At 72.0% G+C, this 16336-nt stretch carries 16 protein-coding genes; 7 read left to right on the top strand and 9 right to left on the bottom strand.

Annotation, left to right across the window (positions count from 1 at the left end):
• Positions 1 to 54: 54 nt before the first annotated feature.
• Positions 55 to 1203, bottom strand: coding sequence for an MFS transporter (locus tag OHS59_RS15390; protein ID WP_328499216.1), 1149 nt, complete (start codon positions 1201 to 1203; stop codon positions 55 to 57).
• A 281-nt stretch (positions 1204 to 1484) separates the two neighbouring features.
• Complete coding sequence (locus OHS59_RS15395; protein WP_328493967.1) at positions 1485 to 1862, bottom strand: hypothetical protein; 378 nt, start codon at positions 1860 to 1862, stop codon at positions 1485 to 1487.
• Between the two features lie 204 nt (positions 1863 to 2066).
• Here OHS59_RS15395 and OHS59_RS15400 point away from each other — a divergent pair, with 204 nt between their 5' ends.
• The gene (locus tag OHS59_RS15400) at positions 2067 to 3320 is read left to right on the top strand and encodes a cytochrome P450 family protein (RefSeq protein ID WP_328493968.1); all 1254 of its coding nucleotides are present in this window, start codon (positions 2067 to 2069) and stop codon (positions 3318 to 3320) included.
• A gap of 340 nt (positions 3321 to 3660) precedes the next feature.
• Here the strand turns inward: OHS59_RS15400 and OHS59_RS15405 are convergent, their stop codons facing one another.
• The 5 genes from OHS59_RS15405 to OHS59_RS15425 all read right to left on the bottom strand — a co-directional run bounded on the left by OHS59_RS15405 (position 3661) and on the right by OHS59_RS15425 (position 7834).
• Positions 3661 to 4956: a cytochrome P450 gene (locus tag OHS59_RS15405; protein ID WP_328499217.1), complete on the bottom strand. Its 1296-nt coding sequence runs from the start codon at positions 4954 to 4956 to the stop codon at positions 3661 to 3663.
• A 65-nt stretch (positions 4957 to 5021) separates the two neighbouring features.
• Entirely contained in the window at positions 5022 to 5708 is a 687-nt protein-coding gene (locus OHS59_RS15410; RefSeq protein WP_328493969.1) for a GTP-binding protein, read from the bottom strand.
• Positions 5686 to 6045, bottom strand: a complete 360-nt coding sequence (locus OHS59_RS15415; RefSeq protein ID WP_328493970.1) for a DUF742 domain-containing protein — start codon at positions 6043 to 6045, stop codon at positions 5686 to 5688. The genes OHS59_RS15410 and OHS59_RS15415 overlap by 23 nt, the downstream gene beginning before the upstream one ends.
• On the bottom strand, positions 6042 to 6455 hold the full coding sequence (locus OHS59_RS15420; RefSeq protein ID WP_328493971.1) for a roadblock/LC7 domain-containing protein: 414 nt from the start codon (positions 6453 to 6455) through the stop codon (positions 6042 to 6044). The genes OHS59_RS15415 and OHS59_RS15420 overlap by 4 nt, the downstream gene beginning before the upstream one ends.
• Positions 6452 to 7834 carry an ATP-binding protein gene (locus OHS59_RS15425; protein WP_328493972.1) on the bottom strand — a complete coding sequence of 461 codons (1383 nt, stop codon included), beginning with the start codon at positions 7832 to 7834 and terminating at the stop codon, positions 6452 to 6454. Before OHS59_RS15425 ends, OHS59_RS15420 begins: the two co-directional genes overlap by 4 nt.
• 366 nt (positions 7835 to 8200) lie before the next feature.
• Between OHS59_RS15425 and OHS59_RS15430 the strand changes: the two genes are divergently transcribed.
• A complete protein-coding gene (locus OHS59_RS15430; protein ID WP_328493973.1) occupies positions 8201 to 9157 on the top strand; it encodes a helix-turn-helix domain-containing protein in 957 nt (318 codons plus the stop codon).
• Positions 9158 to 9780: 623 nt separating this feature from the next.
• On the opposite strand, the gene ku is transcribed toward OHS59_RS15430, so the two are convergent.
• Positions 9781 to 10827 (bottom strand): non-homologous end joining protein Ku, encoded by a 1047-nt coding sequence (gene ku, locus OHS59_RS15435; protein ID WP_328493974.1) that lies wholly within the window; start codon positions 10825 to 10827, stop codon positions 9781 to 9783.
• 81 nt (positions 10828 to 10908) lie between these two features.
• Here ku and ligD point away from each other — a divergent pair, with 81 nt between their 5' ends.
• Positions 10909 to 11790 (top strand): non-homologous end-joining DNA ligase, encoded by an 882-nt coding sequence (gene ligD / locus OHS59_RS15440; RefSeq protein WP_328493975.1) that lies wholly within the window; start codon positions 10909 to 10911, stop codon positions 11788 to 11790.
• 123 nt (positions 11791 to 11913) lie between these two features.
• Here ligD and OHS59_RS15445 read toward each other — a convergent pair whose 3' ends face one another.
• A complete protein-coding gene (locus tag OHS59_RS15445) occupies positions 11914 to 12717 on the bottom strand; it encodes a nuclease-related domain-containing protein (RefSeq protein WP_328493976.1) in 804 nt (267 codons plus the stop codon).
• 90 nt (positions 12718 to 12807) lie between these two features.
• On the opposite strand from OHS59_RS15445, the gene OHS59_RS15450 reads away from it, so the two are divergent.
• From OHS59_RS15450 to OHS59_RS15465, 4 genes are all read left to right on the top strand, one after another.
• Complete coding sequence (locus OHS59_RS15450) at positions 12808 to 13314, top strand: protein-tyrosine phosphatase family protein (RefSeq protein ID WP_328493977.1); 507 nt, start codon at positions 12808 to 12810, stop codon at positions 13312 to 13314.
• 173 nt (positions 13315 to 13487) lie between these two features.
• A complete protein-coding gene (locus OHS59_RS15455; RefSeq protein ID WP_328493978.1) occupies positions 13488 to 14300 on the top strand; it encodes a hypothetical protein in 813 nt (270 codons plus the stop codon).
• A gap of 95 nt (positions 14301 to 14395) precedes the next feature.
• A complete protein-coding gene (locus OHS59_RS15460; protein ID WP_328499218.1) occupies positions 14396 to 15604 on the top strand; it encodes a HAMP domain-containing sensor histidine kinase in 1209 nt (402 codons plus the stop codon).
• A 366-nt stretch (positions 15605 to 15970) separates the two neighbouring features.
• Positions 15971 to 16330 carry an SH3 domain-containing protein gene (locus OHS59_RS15465; RefSeq protein ID WP_328493979.1) on the top strand — a complete coding sequence of 120 codons (360 nt, stop codon included), beginning with the start codon at positions 15971 to 15973 and terminating at the stop codon, positions 16328 to 16330.
• Positions 16331 to 16336: the final 6 nt, after the last annotated feature.

Genomic DNA, 16336 nt, shown 5'->3' on the forward strand with positions numbered 1-16336 from the left:
GGGTGCGTCAGCGATTGCGTGCGTGATGACGCCAGCGGTCGGTCGGCGGTCGGGTCAGTGGTGGGCGGACGGGCGCGTGGCGCGGACCAGCCAGAGCGTGGCGGCCAGGCACAGTGCCGAGACCGCGCACAGCAGGAGCGGTACGGCACGCACCCCGGACCACTCGATGGCCTTGCCGAGCGCGGGTCCCGCGACGACTCCGCCGACCATCGACGCGGCGATGACCACCGCGCCGGCTCTGCGGGCCTTCGGGGCCGCCCTGTTGAGCCAGGGCAGCCCGGTGGGGAAGATCGGCGCGATGAACAGGCCGACTCCCGCGTACGCGTAGGGGGCGAGTGCCGGGACCGTGGCCAGCAGCAGGCAGACCGTCATGCCCGCGCACGAGACGGTGACGATCGACTGGGCGGAGTGGCGCAGCGCGAGCGGTGCCGCGAGGAAGCGGCCGACGGTCATCATCAGCCAGTACACGGAGGTGGCGGTGGCCGCGGCCCCGGCGCCGTACCCGACCGCCTCCAGGTGTGTGGGCTCCCAGCCGCCGACGCCCGCCTCGATGCCCACGTGCAGCACGTACAGGGTGACGAACATGGCGAGCACCGACCCCAGACTGCGGCCGAGGACCGACGCGCCACCGGCCTGCGGCGCCCCCTCGCCGGGCTTCGGCGCGTGCTCGCGTACGCCTTTCAGGCACAGCAGCAGGGGCAGGTTGACGGCGGCGAAGACGAGGAAGACCGCCGGATAGTGCCCGGCGCCGACCGCGCCGATCACGGCGGGTCCGAGGATCGCGCCCACGCCGAAGTGCGCGTTGAGGATGTTGAGCATAGCGGTCGAGCGGCGCCCGAAGCCGACGGCGAACAGCTGGTTGAGCCCGTAGTCGATACCGCCGAAGCCGAGTCCGGCGAGCAGGGCCGCGACCAGCGAGACGGGCCAGTTCGGCGCCAGCGCGAAGCCGGCCGCGCCGACGGCCATCAGCAGGTACGAGGCCCCGAGGAGCTGCCGGTTGCCGAGCCGGCCGTACAGCCGGTCGAAGAGGAGGACTCCGGCGACGCCGCCGAAGAAGTGCGCGCTCAGTCCCAGCCCGGCGGCCGAGGGCGAGAGCCCGAACTCCTCGCGGAGGGCGGGGATGGAGGGACCGTAGAGGGCCTGGAGCGCGCCGATGAGAACGAACCCGCCGCAGGAGGCGACGACGGCCGCGGTACTGAACACGCGCACGTCCGGGACTTCCCGGACGGGCACAGTCACAGGCTCCGGGGCGCTCGTGGCCGGTCGCGCGGTCGGCAGGCCTGTGACGTGGTCACTCACGTGGTCACTCACGCGGACTCCAGTTGACGGGCCACGCTCCAGCGGGCGACGGGCCGACCGGGGCGTCGGCGGTGGCGCTACGGGAACCATGATGTTACCGGTAACTTAAAGCCGTCAAGATCTCCGCGTCAGGATCGTGCGAGAGGTCGGCGAGGGCCCGGATCAGGTCGGTCGACGGGCCGGGCTCAGGGCAGGGTGCGGCGCAGGGCGGCGTGGAGGTGGGCCGGATCCGTCCAGTGGCGGGTCCTGGTCGGCGGCACCCGCCAGTGCAGACCGGGCGCGTACGTGCGATGCCGGGGCGGGATGGCCACGTGGGAGCCCGGGCCGAGGATCTGCGCCGGGGCGATGTCCCAGGTGGCGGCCTCGCCCGGCGGGACGAGCCAGTAGAGGACACCGCCGAAGCCGTCCTCGATCACCGCTCCCGTGCGCGAGCCCAGATGTTCGAGGATGCGCAGGCCCGTGGCCAGCGGGACCCGTACCGCGTCCCACCACTGGCCGGCGGGGAGTGTCCGCACCTCCGGGCCGAGGGGTCGCAGCCACCTCGGGGCATCACTGCTCGGCATGGTTGGGCTGCCACCACCTCTCACCCGGGATCATGACCCTAGAGCGGACTGTAGGCCTCAACTTGCCTGTACGCGTAGGGAACTTGTCGACGTGCGCAGTGGGTTCCACGCGGTCTCGTTCGCGCACCCTGTGGCCCCGTAACGTCACTCGGCGTATTGCTGTACGGACAGTTCGAGTGCTGGTTCGAGTGCTGGGAGGCTCCCGTGTCGGAGCAGGGATCCATCGTCATCGACCCGTCCGGTCGCGACATTCACGGCGAGGCCGCACGGATACGTGAGCGCGGCCCGGTGACCCGGGTGGAACTGCCCGGCGGGGTGGAGGCCTGGGCTGTCAGCAGTACGGACCTCCTGAAACGCCTGCTCACGGACCCGCGGGTGTCGAAGGATCCACGGCAGCACTGGCCGCTGTGGATCAACGGGGAGATCTCACCGGAGTGGCCGCTGTTCACCTGGGTCGCCGTGCAGAACATGTTCACGGCGTACGGCGGGGAGCACAAACGGCTGCGGACGCTGGTGTCGAAGGCGTTCACCGCGCGCCGGACCGCCGCGCTGCAGCCTCGTATCGAGGAGATCACCAAGCAGCTGCTCGACCGTATCGACGAGGTCGGGCGCCGGGACGGCGTCGTCGATCTGCGCGAGGAGTTCTGCTACCCGCTGCCGATCCAGGTGATCAGCGAGCTGTTCGGGCTGCCCGAGGAGAAGGGCGCGGAGCTGCGGGCCGTCGTGGACGGGGTCTTCAACACCGCCGCCACGCCGGAGGAGGTCACGGACATCTACGCCCGGCTGTACGCGGTTCTCGGCGAACTCGTCGCCGCCAAGCGGGAGTCGCCCGGGGACGACCTCACCTCCGGGCTCATCGCCGCGCGTGACGACGAGGGTGCCACGCGGCTGACTGAGCAGGAGCTGCTCGACACGCTGGTGCTGATGATCAGCGCGGGTCATGAGACCACGGTCAACCTCATCGACAACGCGATCCATGCGCTGCTGACCCATCCGGAACAGCTCGCGCATGTCCGGGCCGGGCGGGCCGGCTGGGACGACGTGATCGAGGAGACGCTGCGGGTGCGGGCGCCCGTTGCCAGTCTGCCGTTGCGGTACGCCGTGGAGGACCTGGCGGTCGGCGAACTGGGCGGGCCCGAGGGGGTGGTGATCCGTCAGGGGGACGCGATCCTCGCGGCGTACGCTGCCGCTGGTCGCAACCCTGAGGATCACGGTCCTGACGCCGACCGGTTCGATGTCACTCGGCTCGGCAAGGAGCATTTGGCGTTCGGGCACGGGGTGCACTTCTGCCTTGGCGCTCCGCTGGGGCGGTTCGAGGCTCGGGTTGCGCTTCCGGCGTTTTTCGAGCGGTATCCGGATGTGCGGCTTGCCGTCGCGGACGGTGAGTTGACGCCGGTGGCGTCGTTCATCTCGAACGGGCATCGGGCTCTGCCTGTTCGGCTCGCCGCCTGGGGGTGAGGGGGGTGCCGTTCCCCGCGGTGCTGGGGGTGGGGGTGGCCGGGGCGTTCGTACGTGACGGTCGTTCTCGGCTGAGTGCGCCGTTCCCCGCGCCCCTCAAAGAACCGGGGTGACCGGAGCGTTCGAACGTGACCGTTGTCGGGGGCTGGGTGCGCCGTTCCCCGCGCCCCTCAAAGCGCCGGGGTGGGTCGGGATGTGGAGTGTGCGGCAAGGGTCGTTCAGTTGATGGCGCGAGAGCAACGGCCGCATATCCCGGAGCGCGCCCGCCCCCGCCCCCTACCACGCACCGCAGGCGTGCTTTTAGGGGCGCGGGGAACTGCGCACCCGACCACCCCGTCCGCTACTCACCCCGCCACCACGCCTTCAGTCGGCCCCAGCCGCCCTGAGGGCGGGCAGAGGCAACAGGCGGCGCGGCGGCAGTGGGCGGAAGGATCGGGCGCCGCACGGCGTCCGTACGGTGCTCCTCCCCAGACACCGGCGCCACCGGAAACCGCACCGGCAGTGCGGCCAGAGCGCGGTGGAACGGCCCGGGCCGCCACTCCAGCTCATCCACCGGCACCGCTAGCCGCACATCGGGCAACCGGTCGAGCAGCTTCTCGACCGCCACCGCTGCGATCAGCCGGGCCGGGCTCTGCGCGGGACAGTTGTGCGGCCCCGCGCTCCACGCCAGGTGGGCCCGGTTCCCGGCCCGCTGGTCGTTCGTCAGCGCCGGGTCCGTGTTCGCCGCGGCCAGACTGACGACGAGCGGGTGGCCCTCCCGCAGCAGCGTTCCCTCGTACACGACGTCCCGGACCGGGTAGTGCACCGCGTAGTTCGCCATCGGCGGATCGGTCCACAGCACCTCGTCGAGCGCGTCCTCGACCGGCAGGCTGCCACCGCCCAGGTCGCCCGCGAACCGGTCGTCGGACAGCAGCAGCCGCAGGCTGTTGGCGATCAGGTTCTGCTGCGGCTCGGTGCCCGCGCCCATCAGCACCACCAGCTCGTGGATCATCTCCTCGTCGGTGAGCCCGGCCGGATGCGCCATGAGCCAGGACGTCATGTCCTGCCCCGGCTGCGCGCGCTTCAGCGTGACGAGGTCGAGCAGCGTCGTGGAGAGCAGCTCGTTGGCCTTCTCCGCGTCCACCCCGTCGAAGATCCCGGACATGCCCTCGACGAGCCGCTCGCCCAGGTCGGTCGGGCAGCCGAAGAGCCGGTTGAACACCAGCAGCGGCAGCACCTGCGCGTACTCGCCGAGAAGGTCCGCGTGACCGCGCGGGGCGATCAGGTCGATGAGCGTGTCGGCGCTGCGCTCGACGTATCCGCGCAGGGTGCTGGGCTCGACGCGGGCCAGGCTGTCGGTGATGGCACCACGCAGCCTGCGGTGCTCCTCGCCGTCGGTGAACAGCGCGTTCGGCCGGTACATCATCATCGGCACGACCGGGCTGTCCGGCGCGACGACGCCCTCGGCGAGGTCGCGCCAGCGGCGGGGGTCCTTGGAGAACGTCTCGGGGCTGCGCAGCACGTGCAGCGCGGCCTCGTACCCGGTGACGAGCGTGGCCCGGACGCCGGGCGCGAGTTCCACCGGCGATGTGTTCCCGTGCCCCCGCAGCTTCCCGTACAGCGCGCCGGGGTCGGCGGCGAACTCCGGCCCGTACATGGGGTGGTGGTAGGGGCAGCCCTCGGGCGCCGCGGACGCGGACGGGACGGGTGGTTCGGGGGAGGTCACGCGTGCTCCAGTTCGCTGTCGCCGGCGCCGGCGCTGCTGCCGTCGCGGGTGAGGAGGTATTCGACGAGCGCGATCAGCGCGTGGGTGGAGGAGATCCGGTCACGGGCGTCGCACCGTACGAGCGGGGTTTCGGGAAGCAGGTCGAGGGCTTCGCGGATCTCGGCCAGATCGTGCCTGCCGGTGCCGTCTGTGCCACCGGCTTCGTCGGCGTCGTCGAAGTCGTTGAGGGCGACGGCGTACGGCAGGCCCAGGTCCTCCAGTACGCCCATGACGTCGAAGGACTGGCCCAGCCGCCGCGTGTCGGCGAGGACGAGCGCGCCGAGTGCCCCGCGTGTCATGTCCTGCCACAGCTCGGTGAACCGCTGCTGTCCCGGGGTGCCGAAGAGGTAGAGCACCAGGGAGTCGTTGAGGGTGAGCCGGCCGAAGTCGAGGGCGACCGTGGTGGTCGTCTTGTCCTGCGTGCCCGCGAGGTCGTCGACGAGCGCGCCGGCCTGGGTCATGACCTCCTCGGTGCGCAGCGGCCGGATCTCGGAGAGCGCGCCGACGAAGGTGGTCTTGCCGACCGCGAAGTGCCCCACGATCAGGAGCTTGACGGCGGTCTGCACACCGCTCGCGAGATGGACACCCCCGTGGGGGCCGTCGGGACCGTCGGAGTTGTCGTCAGAGGCGGGCGCGAAGCCCATCGAGGACCTCCTGGAGGATGCGGGTCTCGGAAGGCCGGGCGGACGGTACGGGGGCACGGGTGACGACATGGCCGCTGTCCATGAGGTCGGCGATCAGCACCTTGGTGACGCTGACCGGCAGCGACAGATGGCCGGCCACCTCGGCGACCGACAGCGCGCCGGGCCGGCACAGCTCCATCAACGCCCGCTTCTCCGGGCTCAGTCCGGTCAGCGGCAGGTCGTCGGCGGCGATCAGCAGCGTGACCAGGTCCAGGGTGTTGCGGGTCGGGTTGGAGCGGCCGTCCGTGACGACGTACGGCCGCACCAGTTTCCCTCCGGGTCGCCTGGGCGGTGTCATGCCGGGCTGCCGGCGTCCCGACGCGCCGGACTGGTCAGTTCCTTGCCGAGCCGGTCGACGAGTTTGTGCATGCGGTAGGTGACCGCCTCCATGTCCACGTGTTCGGTGGTGGACACGGCGAGGTAGGCGCCCTCGCCGGCGGCCACGAGGAAGACGTAGCCGTGCGCGAACTCGATCAGCGTCTGCCGCCAGGGGGTCTGCGGGCTGCCGCAGAACTCGGCCGTGCTGCGGCTGATCGACTGGACGCCGGAGAGCCCGGCCGCGAGCCGTTCGGCGTCGTCCCTGCCGATGTCCGCGGAGTGGGCGCGGAGCATGCCGTCGGCCGAGAGCAGGATGGCGTGCCGCGCCTCAGGGACCTTCAGGACCTCGTCGAGCATCCAGCCCAGTTCGTTGTTCGCGGACTCGATCATCCGTGGATGTTCCCTTCGGCTTCGTCGTCTTCGTGGGGGGTGAAGTCCCGGTCCGCGCGCCCGTGGAGCGTGCCGCGGGCGAACGCGCCCATGCGGCGGGCGCTCTCCTCGGCCGAGCGGACGACGGGGTCCTCGACGGGTGCGGGTGCGGTCGCGGCCCGCGTCCCGTCGGCCCGCTCGGCCGGTGCCTGCGACCGGCGCCGGCGCTTGGGCAGCCCGCCGGACGTGGTCGCCTTCCCCGCGACGGCGGCCGGGGTGGAGACGGGGGCGGCGGGGGCGGTCGCGCGGTCGCCCTCGGGGGCCCGGGCGGGCGCCGACGGCGTACGGGTGGAGGCGGGGGCGGGAGGCGTGGTCACGGGTGGCAGCTCCTCCGCGGGGTCCCGGTGCGTGAGCAGGGCGGACGGCAGGAACACGACGGCGCGGACACCGCCGTACGGGGAGCGGGTGTCGGCGGAGACACTGAACCCGTAGCGCGCGGCCAGAACGCCGATGGCGGCGAAGCCGAACTGGGGCGGGTCGTCGAGCCGGGTGACGTCCACGGCGTGCCGGCCGGACAGCAGGGCCGCGGCGCGCTCCGTCGCGTGGGCGTCCATGCCGACGCCCGCGTCGTCGATGATCACGCAGGCGCCGTTGTGCACGGACTGGACGTTGACCTCGACCTTGGTGTTGGGCTGCGAGTGACGGGCCGCGTTGTCGAGCAGTTCGGCGATGGTGAGGACGACCGGCTCGACGGCCCGGCTCTCCACGGCGATGTCGGCCTGCCCGTGGATCTGGACGCGCCGGTAGTCGCGGATGCGGGAGGTGGCGCCGCGGACGACCTCGATCACCGCGGAGGTGGAGCGCTGACGGCCGGGCCAGGATCCGCAGAGTACGGCGATGGCCTGGGCGCGGCGGCCGAACTGGGCGTTGGTGTGGTCGATCTCCAGCAGGTCGCGCAGCACGTCGGGGCGGTCGTGCCGGTCCTGCATGTCGGAGATGGCGACCTGCTGCTCGTTGGCCAGTGCCTGGATCGAGCGCATCGACGCCTTCAGCGCGGACTTGGCGGACTGGTCGGCGCGGGCCTGCGCGTGCTCGACGGCTCCCTCGAAGCGTTCCAGGACGTGGTCGAGGCACTTCGCGAAGGCGCTTCCGGCGAGTGTCGCGTCGAGCAGCCCGATGCCGGGGGCCTGCGGCTGGGGCCCGTGGTCCGCCAGCGCCGGCAGGCGTACGGCGACCAGGTGGCGTACCTCCTCCTCCCGGGTCCGCAGGCCTTCGGTCAGCTCGGCGTCGCGGCGGCGCAGCCGCGCGGTGATGCCGCGTTGGCGCACCAGCAGCACGGTGACGGCGAGCAGCGCGACGGCCACGCACCAGAGCACCGCCTCCGGTATCTGTTCCTTCATGAAGTCCTCAAGTGCGGGGGGAGTCGACGGGAAGGGATCAGGGGAGAGATGGGGAGCGGAACGGGTGGGGTGGGGACGGGGCGCGGGGACGGGGTGCGCGGCGCCCGACGGTACTAGCGAGCCGGAGTGCGTACTTTTCCGCGCGCGCAAGGAAGTTGTCCTCAGACGCACCACGCGCAACCGCGCATGCCTGCCGTCACACACGTCCTGACGGCATCCGCCTGTGCGCATTCCGCACACGTTTCGTCCGCGCGTTACGGAAACAGATTGTGTGCTCTACGCTTACCGCCTGTAACTGCCGTTGACCGCAGGCCGGACGAGCGGGGCGGGGGCAACGGCCGGGGCTTTCTGGGCGGAGGAAGCGCATTGCCCGCGGGAACCTACATCGTGGAGTCGCAGACGACCCGTGAGGTGGAGCCGCTTGAGCGGATCGACTTCTGGAGCGAGCACATCGGGTCGGTCCAGCCCCGGATGGGGTACAGATACGCGCGTACCGACAACTTCCGCGGTGAGACGGTCCGTCAGTGCACCGATGTCTACCAACTGGTCAAGTTCCGGTCGGACGAGATCGAGTACAGCCGGACCCCGCATCAGGTGCGCCAGGATCCCGACGAGGACTACCGCCTGCTGTTCCCGCTGACCGGGGAGATCGTGCTGCGGCAGGACGGCCGGGAGGCTCGGCTGACGCCGGGGCAGGGGACCCTGCTGACCTTCGGGGAGCCCTTCGAGTGCCTTCAGGACGCGTCCACGCGGGCGTTCATCTTCACCATCCCGGCCCGTGAGCTGGACGGTCCGCTGCACCGGAAGTCCCCGCTGGTCACCGCGCTGGATCTGAGTACGGGGCTGGGGCGTGTGGTGGGTTCCATGCTGAACGACCTGCACGAGGAGCGGGAGACGCTCAGCGATCCCCAGTTCAACGCCGTCTCCGACCGCATAGTCGAGTTGCTGTGCATGCTCGCCGTCGGGGACGACCGGCCGGACGCGCCCGGGCATCTGACCGAGGTCGAGGCGGTGGTCCGCCGGTACGTGCGCGAGCACGCGGCCGAGCCCGGCTTGACCGGTACCTCCATGGCGCGGGCGCTCGGGTGGTCGCTGCGGCAGATCCAGCTGGCGCTTCAGCGGGTGGGCACGACGCCGCGGGAGCTGATCCGTGAGGAGCGGTTGCGGTTGGTGCGGGACCGGTTGCAGTGCGGGGAGTGTGAGCACATGACGATCACGGATCTCGCGTACGCGTCGGGGTTCTCGTCGGCGAGTGCGCTGAGCACGGCGTTTCGGCAGCGGTTCGGGGTGAGTCCTCGGGAGATGCGGGCCGGGGCGCGGTGACGGCCTCCGCCCCGGCGAGGCCTTCAGCCCACCGCCCCCCGGCCGGAGGCCGTTCGCGCAGTTCCCCGCGCCCCTTCAGCCCGTCGGTCGGCTGCCGGCCGGTGGGCCGTTCGCGCCGTTCCCCGCGCCCCTTCAAGGCCATGGGCCCTCAGCCCGTCGGTCGGCTGCCGGATGGTGGGGCCGCTCGCGCAGTTCCTCGCGCCCCTTCAAGGCCATGGGGCCCTCAGCCCGTCGGTCGACCCCCGGCCGGTGGGGGCGTTCGCGCAGTTCCTCGCGCCCCTTCAAGGCCATGGGGCCCTCAGCCCGTCGGTCGGCCCCCGGCCGGTGGGGGCGTTCGCGCAGTTCCTCGCGCCCCTATAGCTCGTCGGTCGGGTGCCGGGCGGTTGGGGCTGGGCGCGCCGTTCCCCGCGCCCCTTTGGGGCGGGGGTCCGCCTAGGGGCGCGGGGAACGGCGCAGTCTTTTGGCCTTCGGGGGCGCGGGGAACGGCGCAGTCCCTTCGCTCTTAGGGGCGCGGGGAACGGCGCAGTCCCTTCGCTCTTAGGGGCGCGGGGAACGGCGCAGTCTCTTCGCTCTTAGGGGCGCGGGGAACGGCGCGGGCCGCCCCCGCCCGGCTGTGGGTGGGATCAGGCTGAGGCTCGTTTTCTGGCGGGTGTCTTCTTGGGGGCGGACTTCTTCGCATCGGCTCCCGCCACCGACTTGGCCGAGGCCTTCTTCGCCGAGGCCTTCTTCGCCGAGGCCCCCGCAGCCGTCGTCTTCGCCGCGGTCGACTTCTTCCGCGAAGCCGGCTTGGGGGCACTCGCCGCCGTCTTGGCCGTCTTGGCCGTCTTGCGCGCCGCACCCTTGCGAAGGGGCTTCACCTCGGCCTCGCCCCCGCCGGAGTCGGAGCCCTCGCCCCGGGCGACCCGCGCCTGCCGCACGCTGTTCTCCAGCGCCGACATCAGGTCGATGACCTTCCCACCGGACTTCTCGGCGGAGGGAGCGGACGGCGCCTCCTCCCCGGAGGCCTTCGCCGCGATCATCTCCTCCACCGCCTCTCGGTAGTCGTCGTGCAGCTCGGCGAGATCGACCTCCCCGAGCGTGTCCATCAACGCGTCGGCCAGGTCGAGCTCCTTGTCCCGGACGGTGACACTCGTGTCCGGGGCGACACTCTCCGGCGCCCGGATCTCGTCCGGCCAGAGCAGCCCGTGCATGGCGATGACGTCGTCGACGACCCGCAGCATGCCCAGCCGCTCCCGCCCGCGCAGCGCGAACTTCGCGATGGCGACCTTCTGGCTGCGCTTCAGCGCCTCCCGAAGCAGGGTGTACGGCTTGGCGGCAGGCACTCCGTTCGCCGACAGGTAGTACGCCGTGTCCATCTGGAGCGGGTCGATCCGGTCGGCCGGCACGAAGGCGACGATCTCGATGGTCCGGGCGGTCGGGATCGGCAGGGAGGCCAGGTCCTCGTCCGTGATGGGGATCATCGTGCCGTCCGCGTCCTCGTACGCCTTGCCGATCTCCGACGACGTCACCTCGCGCTCCTCCACCTCGCACACCTTGCGGTAGCGGATACGGCCACCGTCCTCGGTGTGGATCTGGCGGAAGGAGATCGAGTGGTTCTCCGTGGCGTTCACCAGCTTGATCGGGATGCTGACCAGGCCGAAGGAGATGGCACCGTTCCAAATGGATCTCACGTTCGACACCCTTCAGGTAGCTTCCACCCGTTCCCCGACCGGACCGGCCATTTCTGACTGAATACGTGGGATTGTCATCTTATGACGCCAATCACTGAGGTGGCCGGGCGAAGGGTGACCCTGAGCAACCTGGACAAGGTGCTCCACCCGGCGACGGGCTTCACCAAGGGCGAGCTGCTGCACTACTACGCGACGGCCGCGGAGGCGCTGCTCCCCCATCTCCGCGACCGGCCGGTCTCCTTCCTGCGCTATCCCGACGGTCCGGACGGCCAGGTCTTCTTCACCAAGAACGTCCCGCCCGGTACGCCCGACTGGGTCGGCACGACGGAGGTCCCCCGTTCGGAGGGCCCGGCCCGCATGGTCCTGGTCCAGGACCTGCCCTCCCTGATGTGGGCGGCGAACCTGGTCACCGAGTTCCACACCCCGCAGTGGCGGGCGGACGCCCCGGATCTCGCCGACCGGCTGGTCCTCGACCTGGATCCCGGCGCACCGGCCACGATCGTGGAGTGCTGCCGGGTGGCCGTATGGCTGCGCGACCGTCTGGCGGCGGACGGCCTGACCGCGTACGCGAAGACCTCCGGCTCCAAGGGCCTGCATCTGCTGGCCGCCCTGGAGCCCACTCCCTCCGCCGACGTATCCGCCTACGCCAAGGCCCTCGCCGTGGAGGCCCAGGCGGACCTTCCCGGCCTGGTCATCCACCGCATGACCCGCAGCCTGCGCCCCGCCAAGGTCTTCGTCGACTTCAGCCAGAACGCCGCCCGCAAGACCACGGCCGCCCCGTACACGCTCAGGGCCCGCCGGTCCCCCACGGTCTCCACCCCGGTCACCTGGGACGAGGTCGAGTCGTGTGCCGCCCCTGCCGAACTGGCCTTCCTTGCCGAGGACATCGCGCCTCGCCTGGAGCGCCACGGCGATCTGCTGGAGCCGTTGTTCGACACCGGACGGGCGGGGTCACTGCCCTAGCGCTGCACGGGAGGCACGGTGACGCACCCGCGGGCCGGTGAGGGCTGGGCGCGCCCCGCGGCGGAGCCGCGACAGGTCACAGCCCCGCACCCCTCCGGGGCGCCCCCACGGCTGAGCGGGGCCTCAGATGCGTACCCATGTCCCCCGGTCGCGGGCCACCGCGTGCAGTGCTTCGACGTCCGCCGGCTTGAGGACGCCTCCCGATCGGGCCAGGGACGTGACATCGGTGTCCAGCAGGACGCGCATCTCACGCAGTGGTGCCGTCACCGACACGTCCTTGGGACCGAAGAGGGCCAGTACGGGGCGCACCTCGGCGGTCAGGGCGTACGAGGCGCGGTCCGCGTCGGCACGGATCTGCCGCAGCAGCGGGCGGGCCTCCCGGCGCCCCACCGTGACCATCGGATCGGCGACGAGAACGCGCTGCTTACGGGCATACAGCGTGTGCACGGCGAACAGGCCTCCCGGGCCGACCACCAGGTGGTGGACACGGTCCCCGCCGGGCAGGGGTACCGAATGGAGGGTGTGCCACCCCGCTCCCTCCAGCCGGTCCAAGGCCTCGCCCACCGCGAGTTCCGCCGCGAGGGCGTGCCGCCTGGGATCCACCCGCATCCGCCGCTGCGGGCCCGGCTCGTGGTCGAGCACGCTCTGCAGGGCCTCTCCGGGCCGGTTCGGCGCGAGGTCGTCGTCCGGGTGCAGCGACAGCCGCGCGAGTTCGGCGGGGGTCGGCACCGGCGGCGGTCCGATCGTCACCGTTCCGGTCAGGAAAGGTCCGAGCACATCGAGCACGTCCTCGCGGCGCTCCTCGCTGAGCAGATTGACCCGGGCGGCCTCCCTGTCGTACCAGGCGACGTTCCTGCCGTCCGTACGGCAGACGTACAGCCGTTCCTGACCGTGCCGCCAGGTCGGTATGACGCGCAGTCCGTTCATGCACCATCACCCCTCGACCATGGGAACAGGCGGGGTGCTCCAGGGGCAAGAAGCCGGTTACCTTTAGGGGCAGTTGAGGGGGAGGCGCCGTTGCGGGCTCGCAGGAAGCAACCCGATGTGCCGGCCCCGGACAGCCCGTGGAGCGAGATAGTGCCCGGCCTGTGGATGGGCGGTCACGAGTTCACGGGCCGGTCGGGTGAACCGGAATTCGCCGTCGTGCACGATGAGTTCGACCTGGTGCTGACCCTGCTCCGACTACCCGGCCACGGCCCCGACACAGGCGTGGAGCACCATGTGTGGGCCATCCCGGACGGCCCGCTGGACGGCACCCAGCTCGCGGGCGTGATCCGGCTCGCCCGGGCCACCGAAGAGGCGCTCGACAGCGGCCGGCGCGTACTGGTCCGCTGCTATCACGGCTACAACCGCTCGGGGCTGGTCGTCGCGCACGCCCTGGTTCTCGCGGGTTACACGGCCGACGAGGCGATCCGGCTGATCCGCTCGCGCCGTTCCCCGTGGGCCCTGCACAACGAGCTGTTCGTGAAGTACCTGCAGACGGGACTGGCCACGGCCCGGCTCCTGGAGGAGCTCACCGAGTAGCCCGGGTCGCTCGGCCCGCCGACCCGTCCGGCCCGCCCGGCGAACAAAAAGGACTTTCGCGCGGATAACGCGAATATGGTGTCCGGGACAGCAGGGTCGGCCGGCCATGCGTGGCACCACGACGGTCGACGCCCGTCCCGCACCGGGCGGGCCGGCCCCGACGCAGGAGCGCAGTGATCCACAACCGCCCCGCGGGCATCCGCGGTTCCCTCCGCGCAGCCCTCCCGCTGCCGTTCGCGCTGTCGATCCGGCTGCCTCCCGCCCTGCCTCTCACGCTGCCGCTCGCGCTGTCTCTCGCCGGGCTGCTGCTGGCGGGGTGCGGCGACCCGGGCGACCTGCGCGGCGCGGGTGCGACGTCCACCGCCGTGGGCCCGACCCGGCTGTGGCCGGAGGTCCCGCCCGCCGCCTCGCCCGCCGTCGACTACGGCGAGGCGGACACCGAGACGGTCAAGGGCGTCACGACCCCGGGCGACGACATCCGCGAGGCCGACCCGGTCGCCGTCTTCCGCGCGGAGATCGCCGCCCACCCCGGCCTCTACACCGGCAAGGGGCGTTACGCGGAGACGGCCCGGCAGGTCGCGGAGTGCGGCGGGAAGAGTGCGCGCGGCCGGACGTGCCCGGTCCTGCGGGCGTACTACCGCGATCTCACCGGTGACGGCCGGGACGACATGGTGCTCGGGGTGCGGATGCCCGGCGACCAGCTGGGCGTGCGCACGTACACCGTCATCGGCCACCGGCTGACGGAGGTCATGGCGACGACGGACAGCACGCTCGGCGTCGAGATCGCGGGCCGGGACGTGATCATCCGCTCACCGTCGAAGCTGCCGGGCTACGAGTACCGGACGGTCTGGTCGTGGGACCGCCGTCAGAAGGCGATGCTCGCGGCCAAGGACGAGATCCTCCGGGTGGGGGCGACGGACCCGTCCCCCGGACGCACGCCCGCCCCGTCCGCGGGCGCCTCCGGCGAGGACGGCGACGCCCGGTGAGGCGGTGGCACCCGGTGAAGGGGGGGCGCCCGCTGAGGGGGTGGCGGCATCGGGCCGCCAGTCTCACCTGGAAGGCGGCCGTCTTCATCACGGTGATGTGCTGCGGGCTCGCCGCGCTCCTCGGCATCCTCGTGCACGTCTCGGTGACCGACCAGACCGTCGGCGAGGCCCGCGAGCACGCACTCGACCGGCTGGCGGAGGCGACGGAGGCGTTCGAGGCGGGCGACCGGCTGCCGCCCGGTGCGGGCGTGGACCTCGCGGGGCTGCCCGCCGGGCTGCGCGCGCTCGCCGAGGCCGGGAAACGCGGCACGACGGTCGGCGCCGGCGGCCCGCGGCCCACCATGTGGGCGGCCGGCCCCGCGAGCGGCGGCCGGGCACTCGCCGTACAGGTCGACTACGCGGGCGCCCGCACGATCGACGGCCTCGACCGGGCGATCCTCGGCTCCTCGGCGCTGGCGATCGGTGTGACGCTGCTCGTCGGCGCCTTCGCGGTGACCCGCGTGACGCGACGGCTGCACGCGACGGCCCAGGTCGCACGGCGGATCAGCGCGGGCGACCTGGACGCGCGGGTGCGGGATCCGCGGGCCGAGGACCGGACGAGCCCTCAGGACGAGGTGGCCGCCGTGGCGGGCGCGCTGGACACGATGGCGTCCTCGTTGCAGAGCAAGCTGCTGAGCGAGCAGCGCTTCACCGCGGACGTGGCGCACGAGCTGCGGACCCCGCTGACCGGGCTGCACGCGGCGGCCGAGCTGTTGCCGCCCGGCCGCCCCACCGAGCTGGTCCGGGACCGGGTCGCGGCTCTGCGCACGCTCACCGAGGACCTGCTGGAGATCTCCCGGCTCGACGCGCGCCGCGAGCGGGCCGAGGTCGACGCGGTGCGGCTCGGGGCCGTGGCCGAGCGGGTGGTCCGGGCCTCCGGGGCGGGCGCCGCCGCGGGTTCGGGCACAGGCACGGGCGCGGGCACCGAGGTCAGGGTGCTGCGGGATGCCGTCGTGGAGACCGATCGGCGGCGGCTGGAGCGGGTGCTGGGGAATCTCGTGGCCAACGCGCACAAGCATGGGCGGGGGCCGGTGACGTTGACGGTCGACGGGGGCGTCATCACTGTGCGGGACCACGGTGACGGGTATCCGGAGTATCTGCTGGGGCACGGGCCTCAGCGGTTCCGTACGGAGGGGGGTGCCAAGGGGCACGGGTTGGGGCTGACCATTGCGCTCGGGCAGGCGGAGGTGTTGGGGGCGGGGCTCGTGTTCGCGAATGCGGTGGGTGGGGGTGCGGTTGCCGTGTTGACGCTGGCCGGGGCGTAGGCCCGCTCGGTCGTCGGCTGCGGGTCCGTCGTGGCTGGTCGCGCCATTCCTCGCGCCCCTTCACAGCAACAGATTGCGCCGTTCCCCGCGCCCCTTAAAGGCAACAGATTGCGCCGTTCCCCGCGCCCCTTAAAGGCAACAGATTGCGCCGTTCCCCGCGCCCCTCAACAGCAACAGACTGCGCCGTTCCCCGCGCCCCTCAAAGACCACAGACTGCGCCGTTCCCCGCGCCCCTTGGACGCAACAGGCGCGTCGTTCTCGCGTGCCTTGACGGCTCCGATGGCTCAGTGTGGCGGGCGCCCGGCGGAGTGCGCTCCTAATGTGGCGATTAGTCAGCTCTGATCCCCATTTCCGGAGGAGCCCGCCATGTCTCTGCGTACCGTTCTCACCCGTCTCGGCATAGCCGTCGCCGGCGGCGCTCTCGTCGTCGGTGCCGCGAGTCCCGCCCTCGCCGGCGACGACTGGGGCGACCACGACGGCAGTCACCCCAGGTACTACAAGGGCCGCATCAGCGCGCCCGGCGGCCTGCGCCTGCGCGACAAGCCGACCCGCGGCAGTGCCGTCATCGGCTTCGCGCACCACGGCGAGGTCGTCTCCATCTTCTGCAAGACCCCCGGCGAGAGCGTCCAGGGCAACCCCCTCTGGTACCTCCTCGCGGACGGCACCTGGGCCTGGGGAGCCGCCCGCTACATCGACAACATCGGTGCGTCGCCCCGTTGGTGCTGAGCACCG

Source organism: Streptomyces sp. NBC_00414 (genome assembly GCF_036038375.1).
Lineage (GTDB): Bacteria > Actinomycetota > Actinomycetes > Streptomycetales > Streptomycetaceae > Streptomyces.

Coding starts and splice junctions, on each gene's coding strand:
- OHS59_RS15395 (WP_328493967.1), bottom strand. CDS start 1,862: ATGCCGAGCAGTGATGCCCCGAGGTGGCTGCGACCCCTCGGCCCGGAG.
- OHS59_RS15405 (WP_328499217.1), bottom strand. CDS start 4,956: ATGTACGGGCCGGAGTTCGCCGCCGACCCCGGCGCGCTGTACGGGAAG.
- OHS59_RS15410 (WP_328493969.1), bottom strand. CDS start 5,708: ATGGGCTTCGCGCCCGCCTCTGACGACAACTCCGACGGTCCCGACGGC.
- OHS59_RS15415 (WP_328493970.1), bottom strand. CDS start 6,045: ATGACACCGCCCAGGCGACCCGGAGGGAAACTGGTGCGGCCGTACGTC.
- OHS59_RS15420 (WP_328493971.1), bottom strand. CDS start 6,455: ATGATCGAGTCCGCGAACAACGAACTGGGCTGGATGCTCGACGAGGTC.
- OHS59_RS15425 (WP_328493972.1), bottom strand. CDS start 7,834: ATGAAGGAACAGATACCGGAGGCGGTGCTCTGGTGCGTGGCCGTCGCG.
- ligD (WP_328493975.1), top strand. CDS start 10,909: ATGACGCCAATCACTGAGGTGGCCGGGCGAAGGGTGACCCTGAGCAAC.
- OHS59_RS15445 (WP_328493976.1), bottom strand. CDS start 12,717: ATGAACGGACTGCGCGTCATACCGACCTGGCGGCACGGTCAGGAACGG.
- OHS59_RS15460 (WP_328499218.1), top strand. CDS start 14,396: ATGTGCTGCGGGCTCGCCGCGCTCCTCGGCATCCTCGTGCACGTCTCG.
- OHS59_RS15465 (WP_328493979.1), top strand. CDS start 15,971: ATGTCTCTGCGTACCGTTCTCACCCGTCTCGGCATAGCCGTCGCCGGC.